The 22,112-nt window shown below is 62.0% G+C and carries 15 protein-coding genes; 6 read left to right on the top strand and 9 right to left on the bottom strand.

Annotated features, from left to right (window positions below):
* Positions 1-184: 184 nt before the first annotated feature.
* Entirely contained in the window at positions 185-772 is a 588-nt protein-coding gene (locus tag H7U37_RS02960) for a peptidylprolyl isomerase (protein WP_204873482.1), read from the bottom strand.
* Between the two features lie 16 nt (positions 773-788).
* Complete coding sequence (locus tag H7U37_RS02955; RefSeq protein ID WP_204873481.1) at positions 789-1,865, bottom strand: M24 family metallopeptidase; 1,077 nt, start codon at positions 1,863-1,865, stop codon at positions 789-791.
* 190 nt (positions 1,866-2,055) lie between these two features.
* Between H7U37_RS02955 and H7U37_RS02950 the strand changes: the two genes are divergently transcribed.
* The 3 genes from H7U37_RS02950 to H7U37_RS02940 all read left to right on the top strand — a co-directional run bounded on the left by H7U37_RS02950 (position 2,056) and on the right by H7U37_RS02940 (position 11,665).
* The gene (locus H7U37_RS02950) at positions 2,056-4,101 is read left to right on the top strand and encodes a hydantoinase/oxoprolinase family protein (protein ID WP_204873479.1); all 2,046 of its coding nucleotides are present in this window, start codon (positions 2,056-2,058) and stop codon (positions 4,099-4,101) included.
* Positions 4,101-5,837: a hydantoinase B/oxoprolinase family protein gene (locus tag H7U37_RS02945; protein WP_204873478.1), complete on the top strand. Its 1,737-nt coding sequence runs from the start codon at positions 4,101-4,103 to the stop codon at positions 5,835-5,837. The genes H7U37_RS02950 and H7U37_RS02945 overlap by 1 nt, the downstream gene beginning before the upstream one ends.
* Before the next feature lie 218 nt (positions 5,838-6,055).
* Positions 6,056-11,665 carry a choice-of-anchor I family protein gene (locus H7U37_RS02940; protein WP_204873477.1) on the top strand — a complete coding sequence of 1,870 codons (5,610 nt, stop codon included), beginning with the start codon at positions 6,056-6,058 and terminating at the stop codon, positions 11,663-11,665.
* A 107-nt stretch (positions 11,666-11,772) separates the two neighbouring features.
* Here the strand turns inward: H7U37_RS02940 and H7U37_RS02935 are convergent, their stop codons facing one another.
* The 7 genes from H7U37_RS02935 to H7U37_RS02905 are packed head-to-tail and all read right to left on the bottom strand — an operon-like array spanning position 11,773 to position 19,269.
* The gene (locus H7U37_RS02935; protein WP_204873476.1) at positions 11,773-12,450 is read right to left on the bottom strand and encodes a YczE/YyaS/YitT family protein; all 678 of its coding nucleotides are present in this window, start codon (positions 12,448-12,450) and stop codon (positions 11,773-11,775) included.
* A gap of 18 nt (positions 12,451-12,468) precedes the next feature.
* The gene (locus H7U37_RS02930; protein ID WP_204873475.1) at positions 12,469-13,611 is read right to left on the bottom strand and encodes an acyl-CoA dehydrogenase family protein; all 1,143 of its coding nucleotides are present in this window, start codon (positions 13,609-13,611) and stop codon (positions 12,469-12,471) included.
* Positions 13,612-13,641: 30 nt separating this feature from the next.
* Positions 13,642-14,883, bottom strand: coding sequence for a CaiB/BaiF CoA transferase family protein (locus H7U37_RS02925; protein WP_338049749.1), 1,242 nt, complete (start codon positions 14,881-14,883; stop codon positions 13,642-13,644).
* Between the two features lie 24 nt (positions 14,884-14,907).
* The gene (locus H7U37_RS02920) at positions 14,908-16,056 is read right to left on the bottom strand and encodes a YkvI family membrane protein (protein WP_204873474.1); all 1,149 of its coding nucleotides are present in this window, start codon (positions 16,054-16,056) and stop codon (positions 14,908-14,910) included.
* A gap of 40 nt (positions 16,057-16,096) precedes the next feature.
* Positions 16,097-17,215, bottom strand: coding sequence for a 2-hydroxyacyl-CoA dehydratase subunit D (locus tag H7U37_RS02915; protein ID WP_204873473.1), 1,119 nt, complete (start codon positions 17,213-17,215; stop codon positions 16,097-16,099).
* Positions 17,212-18,453 carry a 2-hydroxyacyl-CoA dehydratase subunit D gene (locus H7U37_RS02910; protein WP_204873471.1) on the bottom strand — a complete coding sequence of 414 codons (1,242 nt, stop codon included), beginning with the start codon at positions 18,451-18,453 and terminating at the stop codon, positions 17,212-17,214. Before H7U37_RS02910 ends, H7U37_RS02915 begins: the two co-directional genes overlap by 4 nt.
* Before the next feature lie 33 nt (positions 18,454-18,486).
* Complete coding sequence (locus H7U37_RS02905) at positions 18,487-19,269, bottom strand: acyl-CoA dehydratase activase (protein ID WP_204873469.1); 783 nt, start codon at positions 19,267-19,269, stop codon at positions 18,487-18,489.
* A gap of 197 nt (positions 19,270-19,466) precedes the next feature.
* Between H7U37_RS02905 and H7U37_RS02900 the strand changes: the two genes are divergently transcribed.
* From H7U37_RS02900 to H7U37_RS02890, 3 genes are all read left to right on the top strand, one after another.
* The gene (locus tag H7U37_RS02900; protein ID WP_204873467.1) at positions 19,467-20,216 is read left to right on the top strand and encodes a FadR/GntR family transcriptional regulator; all 750 of its coding nucleotides are present in this window, start codon (positions 19,467-19,469) and stop codon (positions 20,214-20,216) included.
* Between the two features lie 46 nt (positions 20,217-20,262).
* Positions 20,263-20,751 (top strand): hypothetical protein, encoded by a 489-nt coding sequence (locus H7U37_RS02895; protein WP_204873465.1) that lies wholly within the window; start codon positions 20,263-20,265, stop codon positions 20,749-20,751.
* 171 nt (positions 20,752-20,922) lie between these two features.
* Positions 20,923-21,948 carry a LacI family DNA-binding transcriptional regulator gene (locus H7U37_RS02890; RefSeq protein WP_204873463.1) on the top strand — a complete coding sequence of 342 codons (1,026 nt, stop codon included), beginning with the start codon at positions 20,923-20,925 and terminating at the stop codon, positions 21,946-21,948.
* Positions 21,949-22,112 lie beyond the last annotated feature (164 nt).

Genomic DNA, 22,112 nt, shown 5'->3' with positions numbered 1-22,112 from the left:
TTGACCTCCTGAAAAAAAGAGGGCAGTAACCTGAAGTCAGTGTTTTCACACTCCGGGTTACTGCCCATGCAATTATGGCTCTATTATAGCAGAAATTTTTTTGTCCGTGTAATAGGAGAGATGTCACAAAAATACACCGTCATCCGGGGCGCGCATCATCCGTAATGCTTAGCAGGCCGGTCTCCTATGGCTGCCCGCTCTGGATGGCCGGCCAGAAATGGGGCTTTTTCACTCCGCTGAGCCGGACCGGTTCCCCGTATTCCGTCCCAAAGGTGTCCACCGTCACCCGCCGGATCACCACCGGCTCCACGGGGGTGTTGATCTGTACGTCAGGCAGGCCGGGATAGGACACCGGGCGGGTCTCCACTCCCTCCAGCGTCCGCAGGACCTCCCGTCCGGCGGTCACCTTGCCGAAAATGGGGTATTTCCCCGTAATCGCCGGGCAGTCGGCCAGGGGAAAGAAAAACTCGCCCCCGGCAATGTCCGGCGGACCGTAACCTCCCATGCCCACCGTGCCGAATACCGCCTCCAGATACCGCCCGCTTTTCACGTCGTTGGGGATAAAATAGCAGGCCGCCGGGTCATGAAAAGCGTGATAGCTCATATCCACCACCCACCCCGGTACGATCCGCTCGATGGCGTGTCCGTCAAAGACTCCCTTGCGGGCCAGATAGAGAAAGCTGGTCACCGCGTTGGGTGCGATGTCCGGATAAAGCTCCAGCACAAGGACCGCGCCGGTGGACAGATGAATGGTCGCCATGGGATTGGGCATAAACGCTCCCTCCTTCTCAGCCGATGACCTCCAGCTCCTTGGGCAGGCGATTGAGCACCTCGCACCCTTCCTCCGTCACCAGGACCAGGTCCTCGATGCGCACGCCGAAGGCTCCGTCCAGGTAGATGCCCGGCTCGACGGAAAAGACGTTGCCCGGAACCGCGGCCTCGGTGGCCGCGGCGGACACGTCGCCGAAGTCGTGGTCCTCCAGACCGATGAAATGGCCCAGCCGGTGGGTGAAGTTGGGGCCGAAGCCCGCCTGGGTGATGATGGTTCTGGCGATGTCGTCCAGCTCCTTCAGGGGCACGCCGGGACGCACCGCCGCTTCCGCCTCCTCATTGGCCCGGCGCACAATGTCATAGACCGCCCGCTGCCGGGGGGTGACACTCTCATAGAAATAGGTCCGGGTCATGTCGGAGCAGTAGCCCTCATAGGTACAGCCCACGTCCAGCAGCACGCAGTCCCCGGACTTGAGGGCGGTTTCATCGGGCCAGTGGTGGCCGCTGGCCGCGTTGGCTCCAAAGGCCACCAGCGGCGGGAAGCTCACCCCGTCGGCCCCCAGTTCCCGATAGATCTGCTTGAGCCGCTCGGCCAGCTCGATCTCCCGCACGCCGGCATGGATATGTGCTTTCAGGGCGTCCAGCGCCTGGTCGTTGATTTGGGAGGCGCGGCGCATCAGCACCTGCTCCTGGGGGTCCTTCACCGCCCGGGCCCGGTCCAGGGCCAGCGAGGCGTTGACAAAATCCGGCGCCGCCTTGTCGTGCAGCAGGGGCAGCAAAAACCGGGCCGCCATGTTCTTGTCCACCCCCAGCGGCTCCTTGCTGTCCACCGCCGCCGCCACCAGGTCCAGATAGGGGTCGGTATCGAAAAAGCGGACCTTTTCCACCCCCAGGTCCTCCGGCACGGTCTCCAGCTGGTTGATGAAGATTTTATGCCGCCCCGTCCGGCTCAGATACAGCCCATAAAAGCGCTCCAGGGGCTGGATCATCCGGCCCGTCAGATAAAAAATGGACAGGGGATCGGTAATCAGCATCTGGGAAAGCCCCATCTCCTCCAGATTGTCCAGCACTGCCTTGACGCGGTTCTCTTTCATATCCACACCGGCCTTTCCTACAATTTTTCCCCATTATAGCACGGTATTTTGAGAAAATCCACCGTTCCCTCCCCCTTCGCTTTTTCACTTTATCACATTGACACTTTGCCGCGGCTATGTTAGGATGGTCTGGTAAACTGCGCGCCGCCGCAGCGCGGCGCGGCAAACAAACAGCGGGGAGGTCATGTTTATGAAAGTTGCCACTGATATCGGCGGGACTTTTACCGATCTGGTTGCCATTACCGAAACGGGCGATCTCATTCTGGAAAAAGCCCATACCACGCCGCCCAACTTCGACCAGGGCGTCATGGACGTGCTGGAAAAAAGCGGGCTGGACGCCAACAGCATCGACGCCTTTTTCCACGGCACCACCACCATCATCAACGCCCTGACCGAGCGGAAGGGCGCCAAAACCGCCCTCATCACCACCAAGGGCTTTCGGGATATTCTGGAGCTGGCCCGCGGCAACCGCCCCGACCTGTTCAACCTGGTCTTTGAAAAGCCGGAGCCCTTCGTCCCCCGCTATCTCCGCCGGGAAGTGACGGAGCGCATGAGCTACAAGGGCGACGTCATCACCCCGCTGTGCGAGGCGGACATCGTCAAGGCCGTGGAATACTTAAAAAAGGAACAGGTGGAGGCCATCGCCGTCTGTTATATCAACTCCTACGCCAACGAAGCCCACGAGCGGCAGACGGTGGCCAAGATCAAGGAACTGTGGCCCGAGGTCTACGTGTGCCCCTCGGTGGACATCACCAAGGAGTGGCGGGAATATGAGCGCACCTCCACCGCCGTGCTCAACGCCTACGTCATGCCGGTGGCCTCCTCCTACATCAACCGTCTGGGCCAGCGGCTTACCGACGCCGGCATCTCGGGCAACCGGTACATCATGCAGAGCAACGGCGGCACCACCACCTTTGACCAGGCCAAGCTCACCCCCATCAACGTGGTGGAGTCGGGACCGGTGGCCGGCGTGTTCGGCGCGTCCATCCTGGGCAACCTCATCGGCGAGCCCAACATCATCGCCTTTGACGTGGGGGGCACCACCGCCAAGTGCTCCCTCATCGACCGGGGCGAGGTGAAGGTCACCACCTCCTACTACATCGAAAAAACCGAGCGCAGCGCCGGGTACCCCATCATGGCCCCGGTGGTGGACATCGTGGAGATCGGCAACGGCGGCGGCTCCATCGCCTGGATCGACGAGGGCGGCTCCCTGAAGGTGGGCCCCAAGAGCGCCGGCGCTCTGCCCGGCCCCGTGGCCTACGGTAAGGGCGGTATGGACCCCACCACCACCGACGCCAACCTCATCGCCGGCCGGCTGTCGGCCAAAAACTTTGACATGGAGGTCTCCCTGGACCAGGTCCGCGGCGCCCTTTTGGAAAAGGTGGGCAGCGCCTTCGGCATTGGGGCGGAGGAGGCGGCGGAGAGCATCATCCGGGTGGCCGATTCCAACATGAACAACGCCCTCAAGCTCATCTCGGTGCGCCGGGGCTATGACCCCCGGGACTTCGCCATGGTGGCCTTCGGCGGCGGCGGTCCCATGCACGGCCCCACCCTGGCCAAGGAGCTGAACATCCGCAAGGTGATCGTTCCCGTGGCCGCGTCGGTGTTCTCCGCCTGGGGTATGCTGATGAGCGACATTCGCCATGACTTCATCCAGACCAAGATCCTCTCCTTTGCCGACGCTCCCATGGACACCCTCAACGCCATGTGGCGCGAGCAGATGGAGGAGGCCAACGCCCTCTTTGCCGCCGAGGGCATCGGGCCGGAACAGACCATGTTCCGCTTCATCGCCGATATGCGCTACATGGGTCAGGAGCACACCGTCCAGGTCTCCGCCCCTGCCTACCCATGGAAGGAGGAGGACCGCTCCGAGATCCTCAGCCGCTTCCACAAGACCCATGAGCACTTTTATACTTTCTCTCTGCCGGATACCCCGGCCGAGATCGTCAACCTCCATCTGGTGGCCTACGGCCAGCTGACCAAGCCCGCCCTCCAGGAGATCCCCGCCCAGGCGGGCGACCTGTCCGCGGCGCGGAAGGAAACCCGCCGGGTGTTCTTCTCCGGCGACGGCTGGCTGGACACCCCCATCTATGACCGCAGCAAGCTGGGCTGGGGCGCCACCGCCCAGGGGCCCCTGGTGGTGGAGGAGCCCACCACCGTCACGGTGGTCTGTCCCGGACAGACCCTCTCTGTGGACCGCTACGGCAACCTGATCGTGGAAACGGAGGTACAGTAATGGCTGAGCAAGTGAAAATCAATCCGGTGACGCTGGACATCGTCAAGGACTCCCTCATCGCGGTGAGCAACGAAATTTTCTACGCCTTCGCCCAGACGTCCATGAGCCCCATCATCTATGAAACGCTGGACTACGCCAGCGGCATCGCCGACGCCGACGGCCGTCTCCTCACCCAGGGCAACGGCGTTACCGGCTTTATCGGCATGATCTCCCCCATGATCTGCGCCGTGGTGGACAAGTACGGCAAGGAAAACCTCCATCCCGGAGACGTGTACATCATCAACGACCCCTTTATGGGGGGCGGCACCCATATGTCCGACGTGGGCATGGTCATGCCCATTTTCTACAAAGACGAGCTCATCGCCTTTGCCGGCAACAAGGCCCACTGGAGCGACATCGGCGGCATGGCCCCCGGCTCCTTCTCCACCGACGCCACCAACATGTTCCAGGAGGGCATGTGCTTCTCCGGCACCAAGCTGGTGGACCGGGGACAGCTGGTGGAGCCGGTATGGGATCTGATGCGCAGCAATATGCGCTATCCCCAGATCTCCCAGGGCGACATGTGGGGGCAGATTTCCTCCCTGCGCACCGGCGAAAAGCGGGTCAGCGAGCTGTGCGACAAGTACGGCGTGGACGTGGTGAAGGGCTCCATGGAGCGGCTCATCGCCCAGGGCGAGGCGGTGGCCCGCAAGCGGCTCAAGGAGATGCCCAAGGGCACCTGGGAGATGGATGAGTATATGGACGACGACGGCCACGGCAACCCCGTCCATTTGCAGGTCAAGGTCACCATCACCGACGACGAATTTTTAGCCGACTTCACCGGCAGCGACCCCCAGGTCATCGGCTGTGTCAACTCGGGCGCTACCGCCGCCTATGCGGGGGTGAAGGTGGTCTTTATGTCGGTGGTGGGCCCCGAGCTGGCCGTCAACGACGGCGTGTTCGCTCCCTTGCGCACCATCTGTGAGCCGGGCAGCGTGCTCCAGGCCAACCGCCCCGCCGCCACCTCCTGCTACTACGAGAGTATGATCTATGTCATTGACCTGGTGTGGCGGGCCCTGGCCCCCGCCTTCCCCGAGTCCCTGGGCGCGGGCCACCTACTTTCGGTGTGTACCGTCCTGATGGCGGGCAAGCACCAGGACTTCGGCAACGATTACCTCATCATTGAGCCTACCGTGGGCGGCTGGGGCGCCTGCCGGGGCCACGACGGCCAGGTGGGACAGTTCTGTGTGGGCGACGGCGAGACCTACAACGTCCCCGTGGAGATGGCCGAGACCCGGTACGGCATCCGGGTGGACGAGCACAGCCTCAACACCGACGGCGCCGGCGCGGGCGAGTTCCGGGGCGGCAGCGGCGCGGTGCGCACCTACCGCTCCATGAACGACAACCAGACCTTTACCGCCTCCTTCGGCCGCAACAAGTGGCCCGTCTGGGGCGCCGCCGGCGGCAAGGACGGCTCCATCAACTACTTCCAGTTCATGGACGCCGACGGCACCGTCAGCCCCCCCACCGGCATCGTGGCCCGGCGGGTGATGAACAAAAACGACGTGGTGCGCATGGTCACCGCCACCGGCGGCGGCTACGGCGACCCCCTCAAGCGTCCGGCGGAGAAGGTGGCCATGGACGCCAAAAATGAGTATATCACCGTGGCCCAGGCCGAGGAAGATTACGGTGTCCTGCTGGACCCGGAGACCTTCGCCGTGCTGGGCGTCACCGAGGCGCGGAAAAACGCCCAATAACAGACCCAGAACCAACCCCAGCCACCATAAAAGCGCTGCCGGTTCCCCTTGACCGGCGGCGCTTTTTCCCTCTCCGGAAGTGATGAACCCCTCCACAATCTTTACAGAAACTTGACGCTGCCGCGATAGCGCCGGCCGCCGGCGGCGGGCTATACTGATTGCGTTTGGAGCTTGCCCAGGGCAAGCTCCATGCAGAATGTAAAGGAGCGTGGAAGGATATGAAAGAGGTACGGCGCAGGCCGTGGGGCCGGAGATGTGCCGCAGCGGCGCTGACCAGCGCCCTGGTATTGGGACTCGTGCCCACGGCGGCGGCCCAGGATCTGAGTCAACGCCTGGCGGAGACCCTGTCCCAGCCCCAGGCGGCGGCCGACTGGAAATTCGGTCGGGATTATGCCGCCGGCAGCATCGCCGACGGTACGCTGGTCATCCCCGACCAGAGCGGCAACGGAAACGACCTGCAAATGCAGACCTACGGCAGCGGAACCTGGACGGATTATCTGTCCTTTTCCGACGACAGCATGACCGGCGAGGGCGGCAGCCTCATCTTCAACGGCGACAGCGCCGGCAAGACCGGCGCGGACTTCATCACCGTGGACGGCGCGTCCATCAACAGCGAGGAATTTGAAAACGGCTATACCATGGAGTTCCTCTACTACTTCCCCGAGGACTGGACCGCGGCGGACTCCTGGATGAGCCTCATCGGCCGGCAGGGCACCGGCGGCGGCAACCCTGAGGGTGAACAGGGCACCATGTACGCCTCCATCTCCAACTGTAAGGAGATCCAGTTCATCACCGGCAACGCCGACGGAGACCATTCCATGTCCTCCGCCGCCTGGTCGGTCTCCATGGACGAGGGCGGTGTGTGGTATCACATCGCCATCGTGTCCGACGGTCAGGAAATCGCCACCTATGTCAACGGCTGCGAGGCCTTCCGGGACTATGTGTCGGACGACATGGCGGGGATGTACGCCGACCCTGAGGATGGGCGCTTCCGTGTTGGCTCCTCCTGGTGGGAGGGGCTGGACAAGTTCCTCCAGGGCGGCTTGCAGGAGATCCGCATCTGCGGCGAGGCCCTGGAACAGGACCAGTGGCTGGTCCCCAACCCCGAGGACTATGTGGAGGATTTCGGCAGCAACGAGACCTATACCCTCCGCGACGAGGATAATTATAATTTCGTCCTCATCCCCGACACCCAGAACACGGTGGAATACCGCCCCGACGTGATGGACGCCGCCATTGACGAACTCATCGCCAGCGTGGACGCGCTGAACATTAAGGGCGTAATCCATCTGGGCGACGTGGTGGACGACGCGGGCGACGCCCGGCAGTACAACAACGCCAAGGATATTTTCTACCAGCTGCCTGAGGCGGGGGTCAAATTCCTGGTGCAGCCGGGCAATCACGACAACTGGGCGGGCAACGGTTCCAGCTACTGGCACTACTTCGGTCAGGACAGCAAGGAATATATGAGCCTGACCAGCTCCTATCTCACACCCAAGGCCTGGAGCGGGGCCATGTTCGTGGAGGCGGGCAGCTATACCTATCTGATCCTCTCCCTGGCCTGCGAGGGCGGCAAGACCAGCTGGAATCCCACCAGCGGCGAGCTGGAGTGGTTTGAATCCATGCTCCAGCAGTATCCCAACTGCCCCACCATCGTCACCCGCCATGACATCCAGAACTGCTCCGACACCCAGCCCAGCGCCATCCAGCTCAGCGGAGAAGGCGAAAAGCTGTGGGACATCGTAAAAAAATATCCCCAGGTCTTTATGATGGTGGGCGGACACAGCCACGGCTCCGGCGTGGAGGTGCTCCAGAACGACGCCGGTCAGGACGTCATCTCCATCCTCACCGATCTGCAATTCTCCTACAACGGCGGCAACGGCTGGTTCCGCTACCTGGAGTTTGACGAGGACGCCGATAAAATCTATTATTCCGTCTATTCGCCCTATGCCGCCTCCCTGGACGAGGACGAAAAGACCTTCTTTGACGTCAACTTCCTCACCGGCCCTGGCCATGAGGGTGAGATCAGCATCGACTTTGACACCCGCTTTGCCGGTATGGCCAACGAGGAGCCTGAACCCGAGACCGAGGGCAAGTGGATGACCGGCGAGTATCACACCCACACCCTCCAGTCCAACGACGCCTCCGAGCCCTACATGACGGTGGAAAATGCCCTCAACGCCGCGTTCCGGGAGGATTTGGACGACATGCCCGACGCGGCCGGGGTGGACAACCTCCAGTACGGCGACGGCTTTGACTATCTGATGCTGGCCGACCATCTGCGCAACTCCCCCCGCAACCCTGACGGCTCCGCCAACGAGACCGCCCGCTGGTCCGCCATCGGCGCCCAGCAGCGGGAGATCGAACAGCTCCAGATTCAGGGTAAGTATGACGGCAAGCTCCTCTATTCCGGCTTTGAGTGGGATATGATGGCCCTGGATCACGCCACCGTGGGGCTCATGGACGAGAGCGGAGCGGTACCCATCCAGGGTATCCGGGCCTTTGAGTGGCTGTTCAGCTATGACACCTCTGACGACCGCTTCTACGGCGACGAAGCCGAGCGGTACGGCGAGCGTCAAAACGACAAGAACGATGTCAACGATACCTACGCCGCCGTAGAGTGGGTGGCCGAACATTATCCAGACAGCTTTATTCTGCCCAACCACCCCTCCCGCCACAACAACGGCGACGACGTGGCGGACAGCGGCGAGGTGACCATCGAGCAGCTGCGCATCATGAACGACATCGCCCCCGGCGTGGTCTTTGGCTTTGAGGGGATGCCCGGCAATCAGCTGGACCCCTCCTGTGAGCTGCCCGCCGACGACCTCCGGGCCGGCGCCGACGAGATGATCTCGGTCACCGGCGGCGTGTGGGACGCCCTCCTCTCCGAGGGACGGCGGTTCTATAACTTCGTCAACTCCGATTTCCACTTTAAGATCAGCTCCAATGAGCAGTATTCCAGCGGCTACTGGGCCAGCGAGTTTTCCCGCAACTACACCTGGGTGGAGCCGGGCGACGACCGGCAGTTCACCTTCTCCGACGTGGTGGAGGGGATGCGCTCGGGCAACAGCTACGCGGTCAACGGGGAGCTCATCTCCGATCTCTCCTTCACCGTCTCTGACGGCAGCGCCAGCGCCGCCATGGGCCAGGAACTGAACGTGACGGAGGGAACCCCCATCACCGTTACCATCCGCTTCCAGGTCCCCGCGCACAACAACTACCAGAGCCTTTTCGGAACCGATACCGGCCTCAACGCCGGAAACACCCCCCAGGTGGACCATGTGGACCTCATCATGGGCCACGTCACCGGCAAGGTGGACCCGTCCCAGTACGGCAGCACCGCCAACACCGACGCCAGCATCGTCAGGACTTTCTCCAAGGACGAACTGGCCGCCGCGCTGGGGGAGGATGGATACTACACCCTGACCTACACCACCGCCGCTGACGGCGATCTCTATTTCCGCGTCCGCGGTCTCTCCAGCGGCGAGGTGGACCAGAACGGCGACCCCGTCACCCATGAGCGCACCGTCACCGACGACCGCCCCGCCCGCTTTGACTACATCAACGACTATAACTACACCCACCTCTCCTTCTACGCCAATCCCGTCTGGGTCACCGCCGAAAAGGCCCCCGAACCGCAGACCCAGGGTGAGGAAAACGGCTCCGCCAGCCTGGATCTGACCAAGATCGCCGGCTACACCTCCGGGGCGTTCAACGTGGACGGCGGCGTCATGGAGATCGTCGCCTGCAACGCCGCCACCGGCTGGGCCTACGCCGTCAACGGCCAGTCCGGCCTGCTCACCGCCATCTCCCTCCGCGATCTGGAGAAAACGGCGTATGTGGACCTGCTGGACGGCCATGACATCGACATCAAAGCCATGGTGGAAACCGCCGACCCCTCCTTCACCTATGGTGACATGACCTCCGTGGCCGTCTCTCCCGACGGCTCCACCCTGGCGGCGGCCCTCCAGGCCGAAGGCTATGCCGACCCCGGCCGGGTGGCCCTCTTTACCTGCAATGCCGACGGCTCCCTCACCCTGCTGGATGTGCTTACCACCGGCGTGCAGCCCGACATGGTGACCTTTGCGGACAACGACACCGTCCTCACCGCCGACGAGGGCGAACCCCGCCAGGGCTACGGCGACGGCGCGGTCGATCCCAAAGGCTCCGTCACCGTCATCGACGTGCCCACCCGCACCGCTGTGGTGGTGGACTTCACCTCCTTTGACGACCAGCGGGACAGCCTGGCCTCCGCCGGCATCGTCCTGAAAAAAGACACCGTCCCCTCTGTGGATCTGGAGCCGGAGTATATTGCCGTTGCCGGCGGCAGGGCTTACATAACCCTCCAGGAAAACAACGCCATCGCGGTGCTGGACCTGTCCTCCAAGACCTTCACCGGCATCTACTCCGCCGGGTTTGAGGATTACAGCGTCACCCCCGTGGACATCGACAAGAAGGACAATGCGTATAGCCCCCAGACCTATGAGAGCCTCATGGGCATCCGTATGCCAGACGGCATCGCCGCCTTTACCCGGAACGGCAAGACCTACCTGCTCACCGCCAACGAGGGCGACAGCCGGGAGTGGGGCGACTACCTCAATGAAGATGAGGTGAACTTCGGCAAGGAGGGCAAGACCTCCCCCACCGGGGCCATCACCGCCGCAAATTCCGGACTCACCGGCAAGGTGGTATTCTTCCGCGCCGAGGATTACGACGGCCTGAACCCGGAGAAGGACTACCTCTTCGGCGGCCGTTCCTTCACCCTCTACGAGGTCACCGATACCGGCATTCAGGAACTGTTCACCAGCGGAGACGACTTCGAGGCCCTCACCGCCCGGTATTTCCCCGACTATTTCAACGCCTCCAACGATAACGCGGTGTTGGATGACCGTTCCGGCAAAAAGGGTCCCGAGGCCGAGAGCGTGACCGTGGGCGCGGTGGACGGCCGGACTTACGCCTTTGTGGCTCTGGAGCGCACCGGCGGCGTGATGGTCTACGACGTGACCGACCCCGCCCATGTCGCCTATGTCAACTACATCAACTCCCGCGACTTTGCGTCCATCGTCCCCGGCTCCCAGGAATACGACGAGGGCGCGCTGGACAAGTGGGTCACCGGCGGCGACGTGGCCCCCGAGGGCCTGGCCTTTGTGCCCTCCTCCGCCAGTCCCACCGGTCAGGCCCTTCTCCTGGCCGCCTGTGAGGTGAGCGGCACCGTGGCGGTCTATGAGCTGACGGGCCGGGAGACCGTAATTTCCGGCTTCTCCCCGGACCGGGACGAGGAGAACGAAATTGATGAGCCCGATACCCCGCTGGCCGATCAGCCCTTCACCGACGTGGCGGAGGATCACTGGGCCCGGGAGGCCATCGGCTATGTGGTATCCGCCGGGCTCTTCCAGGGCACGTCCCAAACCACCTTCTCCCCCGAGATGACCACCACCCGTGGCATGCTGATGACCGTTCTGGCCCGCATGGATGGGACCGACACCGCCGGCAGCGCTCCCTGGTATCAAACGGGCATGGAATGGGCGGTTGCCGCCGGCGTGTCCGACGGCACAAACCCGGCGTTCCAGATCACCCGGGAACAGCTGGCCGCGATGCTGTACCGTTACGCCCGCTATCAGGGCCATGACGTAAGCGAGGGCGCGGACCTGACCGGCTTCGGCGACCGCGCGTCGGTCTCCTCCTGGGCGGCGGACGCCATGGCCTGGGCCGTGGGCTGCGGACTCATTCAGGGCAAAGACGACGCCGTGCTGGACCCCCAGGGCTCCGCCACCCGGGCCGAAGCCGCGCAGCTTCTCACCCGCTTCTGTCAGCGCTTCCCGGCCTAACACCGGATTTCCCTAAACGTTAAAAGCAGAAAAAGGCCCCCTGATGCAGGCTCTGCATCAGGGGGCTGTTGTCTGAGGACGGTTCAGCGGGAGAAGTCATCATTCGGTTATTTTTGGGTCATGGGTTGGTCATAGAGCCCCAGCCGCGTAAAGAGGGGGACCAGTCTGGGTTTGATTAGGGCCAAGATCTTTCCCGTTACCACGGCGGCGATGACGGTGCCTTCCCGCACGCCGTCCAGCCGATGGAGGAATACCAGCGACAGGATGGCGCCCAGCGCCACCACAAAGCAGTCCACCACGATCTTGACGTTATGGAAAGGCTTTCCGAGTTTTCTGGCCATCGCCATGGTCATGCCCTCCATAGGCATGTTGACCAGCCCCGCCTCCACATAGAGGGCCACGCCAAGCGCCACCACTACGATGCTCACCGCCATCATGACCAGCTGTCCCACATAGGTGGGGAGGGCGAAGTCGCCCACCAGCCACTTGGCAAAATTCACCAGATAGCCGAAGATGGTGGAAAACACGATCTGCGTCAGGTCGATGAGGCGAAATTCCCGGCGAAGGATCAGAATCTGGACCAGAATATAGAGGCAGAAAATGATGATGACGCAGGTCCCCTGGTCGATACCGGAGATCACGCTCACCACATAGGGCAGGGAGTTGACCGGCGAGATGCCCAGGTTGGCATTGACGGACAGCGCCACGCCCAGTGCCATGAAGAACAAGCCCACCACATAGATGCCCACGCGCAGAAGGAACTGACGTGCGTTCAGTTTGTGCATGGCGTCTCCTTTCCGGTCTTACTTGAGCAGCTTACCGGAGATCACCATCTGCTGGACCTGGGAGCTGCCCTCGTAGATGGAGGTGATGCGCACGTCACGATAGAGGCGCTCGATCTCGTACTCCTGGGAGTAGCCGTAACCGCCGTGGAGCTGGAGGGACTTGTTCACGATGTCGATGGCGGCCTCGGCGGCGAAGTACTTGGCCATGGAGGCGGCCTTGTCCACCGGCTGACCGTTGTCCATCAGCCAGGCGGCGTTGTAGACCAGCAGCCGGGCGGCGTTGAGCTTGGTCTCCATATCGGCCAGCATGAAGGCCAGGGCCTGGTTCTTGCACAGAGGCTTGCCGAACTGCACGCGGTTCTTGGTGTGGTTCACCGCCAGGTCAATGGCCTCCTGGGCGATGCCCAAGCACATGGAAGCCACGCCGATGCGGCCCACGGACAGGGTTTTCATGGCGTTGATGAAGCCCAGGTCCTTCTCGCCCAGCAGGCACTCCTTGGGGATGCGCACGTCCTCCAGCAGGATGTCGCTGACGGGCACGCCGCGCTGGCCCATCTTCTCCTCGTGCTTGCCGCAGGAGACGCCGGGCAGGCTCATATCCACAATAAAGGCGGAGATGCCCTTGGCGCCCTTCTCGGGAGAGGTCTTGGCGTAGATGACGGCATACTTGGCCAGAGGGGCAAAGGTAATGAAGCACTTACGGCCGTTGAGGATGTAGCTGTCTCCATCCTCCACCGCCTTGGTGGAGAGGGAGGCGGCGTCGCTGCCGGCGCCGGGCTCGGTCAGGCCGAAGGCGATGTAGGCCTCGCCGGACACCACGCCGGGCAGATAGGTCTCCTTCTGCTCCTCGGTGCCGGAGAGCACGATGGGGGCGGTGGAGAGGGAGTTGGCGGAGGAGATGAACAGGGTGGCGGTGGCGCACTTCTTGGCGATCTCCTCCATCACGGAGACATAGCTGCGCATATCCAGACCCAGTCCGCCGTACTCCTCGGGAATTTTCAGGCCAAAGAAGCCCAGATCGGCCATCTGCTGGGCCACTTCAGGGGGAAAGGCGTCGGTCTTGTCGATCTCGGCGGCGATGGGAGCGAGGGTCTTGTTGGCAAAGTCGCGGGCCATCTCGCGGATGGACTCATGGTCTTCATTAAAAAACGGACTGGTCACGGAAAGCTCCTCCTTTTATTTGTTCAAAAATCAGTGTTCCTTGGGGGCGGGATGCTGGGCGGCGCCGGCGGCCATCATGGCCTGGATCTGCTCCTCAGTGTAGCCCAGAGAGGCCAGGATCTCCTCGGTCTGCTCGCCCAGATAGGGACCGCGCTTGTACTCGGGCAGCGGGGTGTCCTGGAACAGAATGGGCGGGCGGACCAGGGTGCGGTCGTTGCCGGTGGGATAGTGCATCTTGTAGAAGCAGTTGGCGGCCCAAGCCTGCTCGTCCTGGAGCAGCTCGTCCCAGGTCTGGGCAATGGCGTAGGGGATGTCGGCCTTCTTGAAGATGTCGCACCACTCGTCCAGCGTCTTGGTGGCCACCTGCGCCACCAGCATGTCGTAAAACTCGTGGAGATTGTTCTGGAGGTTGGCCTGGGGGAAGTAGCGGGGATCGTCCACCAGGTCCTCACGGCCCAGAGCGGTAACAAAGCGGTTGTACATCAGGTTGTAAGCGGGCGCGGCGAACTGGATCCAGCGGCCGTCCTTAGTCTTGTGGACCACGGTGAGGGGGTTGGCGATGTCCTTGCGGGACATGGGATAGCGGGTGGCGTCCATGCCGTACTGGGCGCCCTGCAGCATGATGGCAATGGCCCAGATGGCGCTGTGGAAGAGGCTGACGGTGACCTTGTCGCCCTTGCCGGTCTCACGGGCGCGGTAGAGGGCGGCCAGGATGCCGTTGGCCAGATAGAGGCCCACGGGATGATCGCCGAAGCCGGGGATGGTGAGCATGGGCACGGCGTCCTTGTCCATCAGGGTGCCCAGAATGCCGCCGCGGGCAAAGAAGGCGGTGAAGTCAAAGCCGGGCAGGTCCTTGTCGGGGCCGTTCTCGCCGTAGCCGGTGACGTAGCCCATGACCAGCTTGGGATATTTGACCTTCAGGCTGTCATAGTCCAGGCCGTCGCGCACCAGGGACTTGTGGCGCACGTTGGTGACGAAGATGTCGGACTCGGCAATGAGCTTTTCCAGCACTTCCCGGCCTTCGGGGGTCTTGATGTTCAGGCAGATGCCCTTTTTGTTGGCGTTGTCACAGTCAAAGCTGGTATTCTCCAAGTCGCCGGTGGGGCGGCCTTCATTGATGGCGGTATAGCGCAGGTTATCGCCGGCGGGAGATTCCACCTTGATGACCTCGGCGCCCAGGTCGGCCAGATAACGGGTGCAGGAGGGGGCGGCGATGAAGGTCGCCAGCTCCACGACTTTGACCCCGTCCAGGGGACGTTTGATGCTTTCCACAGTAAATTCCTCCTGTTCTGCTTTTTAAGCCTTGGCGCCGTCGGACTTGGAGTCGCAGCGGGTAGCCACGGCATGCACGATGTAGGGAATCATGATGACCGGGAAGGTCAGATAGGCCAGGATGCCATAGCCCGCGTTCACCAGAGGCAGCAGGCCGAACTGCGCCACGGCAAAGCCGATGATGCACAGAATGAGGGTAACGATGACCACCTTGCTGGTGGGCTTGGCGTCGGGGTCATAGTTCTTGTCCAGCAGAGGACAAACGCGGGCAGTACCGGCAGAGACCATGTTCACCGCGGTGGACACAGAGCCCAGCACGATGAGGACAGAGATGACGGGCGTCAGGACGGCGGCGCCGGGACCGCGCTGTACCAGCACCAGGACGGGGGTCTCGGCGGTGGCGTACTCAGGCAGGTTGACGATGGCCAGCAGGCCGAAGATGGACAGGACGATCATCAGGGTGTTGACCACAAAGCCGATCACGTAGGTCATCTTGGCGTCCTTGGGCTCGGGCAGCGCCTCGGCGTGCTGGGAGTGGATGGCGGGAGAAGAGGCGATCTGGAAGGCGGCGTAAACCAGCATGCTCCACAGGGCCGGCAGGATGGGGGCGGGGGCGGCGGCCATGTCGGAGAGGTTGGCGGAGACGCTGTTCCACTGCACGGCGATGTTGGGGATGAAGATGGCCAGCAGGCCCACCACGATCAAAACGGAGAGTAGGGTGGCCACCTTGCGGACGATAGCGGTGCCGTAGAGGGCCACGATAAAGATGAATACGCCGATGATGAGAGTGGAGATCCAATAGGGGATACCAGTCAGGGTCGTGAGGGTGGAGCCGCCGGTGGCGAAGGCCACCGCGGGGACCACCAGCAGGACGAAGATATAGACCAGCTCAAAGAGGGGGGAGAAGATCTTGGAATACTTGCCGTAAAAGGCCTTGTTGAAGCTGTTGTAGTTATAAGTACCGTGCTTTCTGGCATAGTAGGCAATGTACCAGTTGTAAATGGCGCAGATGGCCTGGGAACCGGCAGCGATGAGGATGGCCCAGATGCCGTAGTTCAGGAAATAGGACTTAAGCTGGGCGCCGGAGGCGAAGCCGCCGCCAAACTGGGTGGTAAACCACACGAAGGAGATACCGAATGCAGCCGAAAGGGCGCTGGTGTGCTTTGCTTTCATGGTTTCATTTCCTCCTCAGAGCTCTCTTGCTCTCTTTCCTTCAGGAAATCACGTCCCGGAAGGTCTCCAGGGCGGTGCGGGCCTGCTCAAAGTTGGCCATTTGCCGGTCTACCTCCACCAGCAGGACGGGAAGGCCGGCGGCGTCACAGGCCTTTTTGATGATGGGATAGTCGAATTCCTCCGGATCACAGAATTTGGTGAGGACCACCACAACGCCCTTGGCGCCCCGCGCCTGGGCGGTGTCCACGATGAGCTGAGCGCGGTGCTTCTCCACGTCATAGAGGACGGAACAGTCGTTCATCCGGGCGAACTGTTCGCACAGGGCGTCCAGCGGAGCGAGGCCCTTGGGCACGTCGGTGCGGTACTGACGGCTCTCGGCGGCCACGTCGTCACAGGCGATCTGGAAGCCCAGGTCATCAAAGATCTCCAGCAGGGCCGGGCTGTCGCACAGGATGCCGGAGGTCATGACCTTGACCTTTTCCGCGCCGGGCTGGGCGTCGTTGAGGGCGTCCAGCAGGTCCATCACCAGGGCGGTGTGCTCCTCCTTGCGCATGAACCAGGCGCTCTTATAGACGGCGGAGCGCTGGGCGGCGGTGACCTCGGGGTGGGCGGTCAGGGTCTTGTCCACAAGGCGCATCACGGCGTTGTGCCGGTTATAGATCTCCAGGGACTTGCCCAGCCGATCCTCCCGGAAGGAGGCGCCGGTGGCCTTCTCCAGGTCGGCGATGACCCGCTCATAGCCCGCCTTGGTAAAGGCGCGGCCCACGTCGTTGTTCCGGTTCTGGGGATAGGTCATGGGGATGAAGGGGATGGAAGGCACGGCGTACTTCCAGTTCTCCCCCAGGCACTTGAGAGAGTCGCACAGAGAGGGGATCACGATGGCGGAAGCGCCCTTGTAGGTATCGTTGATGCCCAGTTCCAGGACGGACTGCATAATGGAGCAGATGAAGGCGGGGAAATACTCCTTGGACTTGCGGAGGGTGAGGTCAGCGCCCCAGACGCCGAAGGGAACCAGGCCCATGGCGTGGATGATCGCCTCGGGGGTGTAGACGGGGGCGGTGAGGACCACCTTGTCCCCCTGAGCCAGGCAGCGGTCCATCTGGGCGCGGGGATTGGCGGCGATGTCCTGGAATGTTTTCAAAATCTCCTGAACGCTCATGCCTGGGCGCCTCCTTTCCGGGATTCCATGATCTCCATCAGGCCCTGGACGCGGGTGTCATACTGGGCCTCGGAGAAGTTGCGGGGGTCGGCCTGGTCGCCGTCGAAGGACACCACGGGGATGTCGCACGCCTTGCCGATCTGACGGCTCATCTCGTTCATGAAGCCGCTCCACAGCTTGCAGGAGCGGTTGACGTGGACCAGCAGGCCCTCCACGCCGTTGTCCTTGCAGAGCTTGATGCGCTTATCCCGGGCCAGCTCCAGGTTGATGGCGTTGGGCACCTTACAGTAGGCGCGGATCATGCCGTCGAAGTCGTCGTAAATGAAGCCGAAGGCGTCGGCATAGATGGTGGTGACCATGTTGATGCCGCGGCTCTTGAGGCCGGTGGAGGTGGCGCGCAGCCAGGGCCAGCAGGCGATGCCTTCGAACATGATGCGGTACTTCTCCTCGGTGCGGAAGGTGCTCTTGCCGGTCTTGTGGTTCTCCTCGTACTCCTTGAGGAGGGTCTCCATGGCGTCGGCCGCCTCGGCCTTGCCGCGGGCGGTGACCATGACGGCCATGTGGTTGAGCAGATCGAAGCCGTTGAAGGGGCTGGGATCGTACTTGGCGCAGGCGGTGGCCTCCAGCCAGGCACGGCTGGTGCGGCAGGAGTTCTTCATAACCTCCTGGAACTTCTCCTCGGTCCACTTCTTGCCCGTGATCTCCTCCAGCTGGCGGATGGCCTCCAGGAACTGGCCCTTCACATAGGCCACCTCCGCGTCGGACACCTCGTAATCCGGGTTGAAGGGAATGTCCAGCATGATGAGGGGGATATTCAGCTCCTTGGCCAGGTTTTCATACCACTTGATCATGCAGTTGCAGATGTTGTTGCAGCACAGCACGAAGTCGGGCATGGGCATGTTCTGCTCCGGGGCGTCCTTGATCTTGGCATAGGCCAGGCTGATACGGGCGTAGGCGCAGATGTCGTTGGAGTAGCCGTCTCCCTCGGAGATCTCGCACAGGCGCTGACCGGCGCCGCGGGCGGCAATGGCCGCGGCCTGGTTTTCCGGATAGCAGACCGGAATCCCCAGCGTCTCGGGAATTTCCACCGGGAAGTTGCTGGAGATCCAGCCGATCTTCTCTCCCCGGGCCTTGGCCTCCTGCACGTCGGTGTAGGCTTTGGCCGCGATCTGCCCCAGCTTATACTTGGCTGAGTTGGGGTCCGGGGCCGGACGGGCCTTTTTTGTTTCTTCTGCCATGTTCCTTCCTCCTTACACAATGTTCCCCTTTGTTTATGTGGGTTTACCGCATTTTTGCCAGGCATGAAGGGCGGCGCCCAGCGCGCCGGCCATCTGTGCCATGGGAGACCAGACCACAGGCACCTCCAACGCCTGGGACAGCGCCTCCCGCACCCCACGGTTGCGGGCCACGCCGCCGCTCATGCAAACCTGCTGCCGCACGCCGGCCCGTTTGGCCAGCGCCGCCACCCGGCCCGCCACCGACTGGCAGATACCCGCCACCACGTCGGCCCGGTCGGCGCCGTTGGCCAGCTGAGAGATGACCTCAGACTCGGCAAAAACGGTGCAGGTACTGGAGATGTTCACCGGCTGGACGGACTGCGCCGCCAGATCCCCAAGCTGGTCCACCTCCAGCTTCAGGATCCCGGCCATGACCTCCAGGAAACGTCCGGTGCCGGCGGCGCACTTGTCGTTCATCACGAACCCGCTCATCCGGCCTTTTTCATCCAGAGAGATCACCTTGGCGTCCTGGCCGCCGATGTCGATGACGGTGCGCGCCTCCGGAATCAGAAAGTGACAACCCAGAGCGTGGGCGGTGAGCTCGCTGATCTCGTTGTCCGCCCCCTGCCAGCGGGTACGGCCGTAGCCGGTGGCAGTCTTGCGTGTGATCTCTTCCGGCGACAGACCGCTCTGTGCCAGGATAGACTGAAAGGCCTCTTCCGGTCCCTCCGTCCCGATCCCGGCATCCACCAGGGCCTGCGCCACGATGTGCGTCCCGTCCTTCAGCAGAACGCACTTTGAGGTGGTGGACCCGATGTCGATTCCCAATGTAAACACTGCGGTACCTCCGAACTGTTATAACTGGTCTTACCAGCTGACCATATTATATTGCGGGTACACTTTGTTGTCAATGTACACATTGAAGATTTTTTCACAATCTTTTATTGCACTATGCACAAGTGTCGGAAAATGCTTTGTTTAGCGTATCAATTCGTGATATAATAAAAATAATACCAAAATGCAGGGGTGCTGCTATGGAAAAGGGTCATGAGGATAAATTAGGCGGGATGCTCCACCCGGTGGAGACACAGCGGGCCAGTGAGGCGATCTATGAGCAGATCAAGCAGCTCATTTTGGACGGACACCTCAAGCCGGGAGACCGCCTGCCGTCGGAGCGGAGCATGATGTCCATGCTCCAGCGGAGCCGCCCCACCATTCGGGAGGCGCTGCGGATGCTGGAGCGGACCGGCTTTATTCGTACGATTCCCGGCACCAACGGCGCGGTGGTGCAGCAGATCGGCACCGACGGGGTGGAGCAGTCGCTGGAGGTGGTGCTTCAGACCAGCCGGGTCTCTCTGGACGAGCTTACCGAGTACCGGGCGCAAAACGACACCACCGTGGCCCGGTGGGCGGCCCAGCGCCATACCAAACAGGACATCGCCGTCCTCAACCGTCTGCTGACGGAGGCGGCCATTCTGGTGGAGTCCAGAGAATTTGAGGAATTTGTGGCCAGAGACGTGGATTTTCACAGCCAGCTGGCCAAGGCGGGCAAAAACCAGGTGGCCTATGTGATGGCCAAGGTGACCAGCAATTTGTCCTCGCCCATCATGCTGCAATTTGTCCGCCGGCAGACGGAGGCGGAAAATCTCGATATGTGCAGCCGGATCTTGTCCATGCACCGCAAGATCTACGAGGCCGTACGCCTGGGGGACGCGGACGCGGCGGAAGCGGCCATGGCCTACCACATCCAAGTGTTCCACAGCGACCTGAACGAGAAGTATTGAACATCCGAAGCGAAACATAGGCTTTTGCGGCCGGGGGAGAAAACGCATGGGAACCATAGGTCATACGCTCTGCGTTCTGGTCTGCCTGGGGCTTTTGAGCGGATGCCAGCCCCAGGCCAGCCATCGGAACGCCATCCCCTTTGAGGAGGGGCAATCCTATGCCGTGGCCTATTTGGGCTATCAGCAGACAACCGAGCTGGACTACTACGCGGCGCGATATCTGGACGGGGAACCGCTGCCTATCCACTATCTCTCCGACGGGGATTACTACCTGGTCATTCCCAGATACGACGGCATGGAAGTGGCCCTGTACCGCAACGACATCGAGGGCGGACCGCCGGTTTTGCTCTATGAGGCCCCCGACTGCCAGCCCTTCGTGCTCCAGTGCAATGCAAGCGATATTTTTCCCGACGCCACCATCCGCCTGACCTACCGGGAGGAGCAGGTGGAATTCTCCCCCTTTATCTCCCTGAAAGACGGCGCGCTCTCCGTCGGGTCCCAGGGCCTGGCGCTGACCAAGGACATGGAGGGATAGCCTGGCGGCCCACAGTGGTGGGCTCCAAAGGGCTGTCTGTGAAGCGCGCAGAACAACTATACGGCTTCAGCCGCCATTGGTGGCCCGTGGAAAAAGTCCAGCCTGGGCTGGACTTTTTCCCTTTTTTTGCGTATAATTTTCTCAAACAGTTTTCCGAGGCAGGTGAGACCTATGGCCACGCTGAAAGACATCGCCGCCGCCACCGGCATTTCCATTTCCACCATCTCCCGGGTCCTCAACCAGGACGGGAGCATCAGCGTCACCCCCCAGACCCAGCAAAAAATCCTGGACGCCGCCAAGGCGCTGGGTTATAGGACGGTACGCAGCCGCTCCCGGGGCGAGGGGGAACACACCGCCGCCCTGCGTATGGGCATTGCCCAAATGTTTGAGTCTGAGCAGGTGCTCCAGGACCCCTACTACCTGTATATGAAAAACGCCCTGGAGCAGGTCTGCTTCTCCCAGGGGATGGAGACCACCCCACTCTTCCGAAACAGTCAGGGCTGCTTTGTTCCCCAGGGCGACCGGCCCCTGGACGGTATTTTTGCCATCGGCAGCTTTACCAAGCAAGAAATCCACAGCTTCCAGCGCCTGACCCAGCACATCGTTTTTGTGGACTCTACGCCGGACGACGAGCGCTATTTTTCCGCCGTACCCAATTTTCATCTGGGCCTGCGCCAGACGCTCACCCATCTGCTGGAGGCGGGACACCGGCGCATCTCCTTTTTGGGCAGCCACTTTACCCTTCAGGAGACCCACGACCTGCAATTGGACCCCCGCCTCTACTATTTCCGCCATCACTTGCAGGATGCGGGATGCTACTGTCCCGATCTGGTGCTGGACTGCGAGATGAACTCCCCCTCTGCCTATCAGGTCCTCCGGCAGGCCCTGTCCCAGTGGGAAACGCTCCCCACCGCCCTCTTCCTCTCCTCCGACGCCATGGTGCAGGGCGCCCTCCGGGCCCTGGACGAGGCGGGTCTGTCCATCCCCGGCCACATCAGCGTCATCGCCTTCAATGATACCCCCCTCTCCCAAAACGCCACTCCTCCCCTCACCGCTATCCGGGTTTTGCAGCATGAGCTGGCCGTGGCCGCCGTTACCTCCATGCAGCTCTCCCGGTCGGGCACGGAGCATCCCTTCAAAACGGTGGTCCCCTGCGTCTATGTGGACCGGGGCAGCGTCTGTCCGCCCAGAGCCTGAATACGCTCCCTCACGCCGCAGCTGTGACGCTGCGGCTTTTTTGTCAACGCTCCGCCAAAATTTGCGTAAAAACTTTAGTAAAAATAATGAGCTATTTTTCTTGAAATTTTACGGAATTTTTGTTAGCATTACCTCAGCAGACAGCCGCTCCGCGGCGCTTCACG

The sequence above is a fragment of the Pseudoflavonifractor phocaeensis genome (assembly GCF_016901735.1).
Taxonomy (GTDB): Bacteria; Bacillota; Clostridia; order Oscillospirales; family Oscillospiraceae; genus Pseudoflavonifractor_A.
The sequence above is the reverse complement of the archived record's forward strand: the minus strand, read 5'-3'. Positions and strand labels throughout refer to the sequence as shown.